The 2765-nt window shown below is 75.2% G+C and carries 3 protein-coding genes and 1 pseudogene; 1 reads left to right on the top strand and 3 read right to left on the bottom strand.

The window, feature by feature from the left end; genetic code table 11:
- Positions 1–3 precede the first annotated feature (3 nt).
- Complete coding sequence (locus tag ACIQOV_RS36080) at positions 4–120, top strand: FAD-dependent monooxygenase (protein ID WP_401055035.1); 117 nt, start codon at positions 4–6, stop codon at positions 118–120.
- Between the two features lie 17 nt (positions 121–137).
- On the opposite strand, the pseudogene ACIQOV_RS36075 reads toward ACIQOV_RS36080, so the two are convergent.
- From ACIQOV_RS36075 to ACIQOV_RS36065, 3 genes and pseudogenes are all read right to left on the bottom strand, one after another.
- Positions 138–608, bottom strand: a pseudogene (locus ACIQOV_RS36075) (ABC transporter permease subunit); the annotation flags it as partial.
- A gap of 268 nt (positions 609–876) precedes the next feature.
- Positions 877–1845, bottom strand: coding sequence for an ABC transporter permease (locus ACIQOV_RS36070; protein ID WP_401055034.1), 969 nt, complete (start codon positions 1843–1845; stop codon positions 877–879).
- Positions 1846–1857: 12 nt separating this feature from the next.
- Positions 1858–2765, bottom strand: a 908-nt coding sequence (locus ACIQOV_RS36065; RefSeq protein WP_401055033.1) for an ABC transporter substrate-binding protein, incomplete at its 5' end; no start/stop codon positions are given.

The raw sequence follows: 2765 nt of genomic DNA, 5'->3' as shown, positions 1-2765 counted from the left end.
GGCATGAACACCGGCATCCAGGACGCGCACAACCTGAGCTGGAAGCTGACCGCCGTGCTGCGCCGGGCGACGCCTCCGGCCAGGGCCTCGCCGAGCAGTTGGAAGGCCACCGCCGCGTAGAGGACGGCCAGGCCGGGGGCGAGTGCGGGCAGGGGGTCGGCGTAGATGCGGTCGAGTCCCTGGTTGAGCAGCTGACCCCAGTCGTAGCCGGGCGGTTGGACGCCCAGGCCGAGGAAGCTCAGCCCGGCGAGCGCGACGAGGGCGGTGCCCGCGGCCGTGGTGGTGCTCAGCAGCAGCGGCTCGGCGATGTTGGGCAGGACGTGCCGCCACAGCAGCCGGTGCCGGCGCAGGCCGAGGACCCGGGCCGCGGCCAGGTGGTCGGTGCCCGCGACGGCGGCGGCGAGGGTCTGGGCGAGTCGGGCGAAGCCGGGCACCGCCGCGACGGCGAGGGCGAGCGTCGCCCCGCCGGCGCCCGCGCCGAACACGACCGCGAGGAACATCGCGACCAGCAGCGCGGGGAAGGCGAGCAGCAGATTGATCAGCGCGGCGAGCAGTCGGCGGGCACGACGGCCGACCACGGCGGTGGCCGCGCCGAGGAGGACGCCCATGGTCGCGCCGAGCAGGACCGCTGCCAGCGCGAGCAGCAGGGAGGGCCGGGTGGCCGTCAGGACGCGGGCGAGCACGTCCCGCCCGAGGTTGTCGGTGCCGAAGGGGTGTGCCGCGGAGGGGCCGTGCAGCACCGCGGACGGATCGGGGAGCTCGGCCGCCGCTCCCCAGAGGAGCGGGCCGGCCAGCGCGAGCACGACCAGCGAGGTCAGCATGATCGCCGGGAGCCAGGCCATCGGTGAGCGGAGGTACCGGGTGGGAAGGGGCATCTCAGCTCTCCCGGATCGTCGAACGAGGGTCCAGCACCGCCAGCAGCACATCGACCAGGAGGCCGGAGAGCAGCACGGCGGAGCCCAGGATCAGCACCATCGCCTGGACCACCGGGTAGTCCTGGGAGACCACGGACTGGGCCATCGCCGAGCCGATGCCGGGCCAGGCGAACACCTTCTCGACCAGCACCGTGCCGGCGATCATGGCGGGCAGCAGGCTCCCGGCGACGGTGAGCGCGGCGGTCGCCATGTTCGGCGCCGCGTGCCGCAGGTAGCGGCGGGCGGGGGACAGCCGTTTGCTCCGGGCCGTGCGCAGGTAGTCCTCGCCCAGCACCTTCAGCGCCTCCACCCGGACGATGCGCACCAGGACGGCCGTGGGTGCGAGGGAGAGCGCGAGAACCGGCAGCACGAAGGACTCGGCGCCCGCCGCGCCCGCCACCGGGAGCAGTTGGAGGCCGACGCCCAGGAGCGCAGTGAGTCCGGCGGCCAGGACGAAGTCCGGCACTCCGGCCAGCCCGGCGGTCACTGCCGTGAACGCCAGTTCGCTGCGGGGGTGGCGGCCGTCGCGGGTGCGGACGGCGGCGAGCAGTCCGCCGGGCAGGGCGACGGCGAGGGTGACGAGGAAGGCCAGACCGGCGATCTCCAGGGTGGCCGGCAGCCGGGTGCGGACCAGCTCCGCGACCGGTGTCCCGGTGACCAGCGAGGTGCCGAGATCGCCGTGCACGAGGCTGCCCAGGTAGTGCCGGAACTGGGCCGGGAACGGCGCGTCGAGCCCGAGTCGGTGTCGGCGTGCGGCGACCAGGGCGGGGGCGGCGTCGACTCCGAGGGCGGCGCGGACCGGGTCGCCGGGGACGAGGCGGATCATCGCGAACGACGCGGTGAGCACGACCCCGAGGGAGAGGAGCAGCCGGGCGGTGCGGCGGCCGAGGAAGGCCGCCCAGGGGCGCCGGAGCAGGTGGGGCAAGGACACGGAGGCCACCGATCACTGGTGGAGGCGGATGCTGGTGGGGACGAGTTGGCCGCCGAAGGTGGTGGCGAAGGTGGTGCTCCGGCCGTACACGGTGCTCCGGCCGTCCGCGATCGGCAGGGCGTCCGCCGCGCGGAACAGCGCGGCGGCGGCCCGGTTCCAGGTGCCGCAGCCTTCGGTGTCCTGCTCCCGGAGGGCCTGGGCGACCAGGGTGTCGTACTCGGGGTTGGTGACGCCCGCGAAGTTGAGGCCCTGGGCGGGGGTGGGGCCGGAGAAGAACGGGATGAAGCCGACCGGCAGGGCGAAGCCCGGCGAGGTGCCGACCACCACGTCGAAGTCGCCGGTCCGGTACATGGCGTTGACGAGCGCGGGCAGGCTCTCGGTGACCAGCTTGACGTCGGCGCCGAGTGCCGTCCAGGTCCGGGCCATCAGCTCGGCGGCGGGCGGCAGGGTCGGTCCGAGGTCCGGGCTGGTGATCAGGCGCAGCCGCAGCGGTCGGCCGTCCTTGGCCAACCGGCCGTCCGGGCCGCGGGTCCAGCCGGCGGCCCGCAGCGCTTCGACGGCGTCCTGGGTGGGCAGGTTGGCGGTGGCGAGGTCGGCGTGGCAGACGGCGCCCTCGGCGCCGAAGTCGCCGGCCGGGCGGCCGGTGCCGCCGACGGCGACGTTGGCGAGCCCCTGGCGGTCGAGCGCGGACACCAGGGCCCGGCGCAGCGCGGGGTCGGCCAGGGGGCGGCCGGGGCGCTGGTTGAAGAAGGTCATCCCGACGACGGTCGGCACGTCGGTGGCGGACAGGCCGTGGCCGGTGAGCCGGGCGCGGTCCGGCCCGTTCACGTCCGCGATGTCGACGCCCCCGGTGAGCAGCAGGTTGAAGAAGGTCATCCCGACGACGGTCGGCACGTCGGTGGCGGACAGGCCGTGGCCGG

It is taken from the genome of Kitasatospora sp. NPDC091257, assembly GCF_044757675.1.
Taxonomy (GTDB): domain Bacteria; phylum Actinomycetota; class Actinomycetes; order Streptomycetales; family Streptomycetaceae; genus Kitasatospora; species Kitasatospora lactacystinica.
Note: the sequence above shows the minus strand (reverse complement) of the source record. Positions and strands in the feature narration are given on the sequence as shown.

Excerpts from the sequence above, each read along its gene's own strand:
- ACIQOV_RS36080 (WP_401055035.1), top strand. The coding sequence starts at position 4 with ATGAACACCGGCATCCAGGACGCGCACAACCTGAGCTGGAAGCTGACC.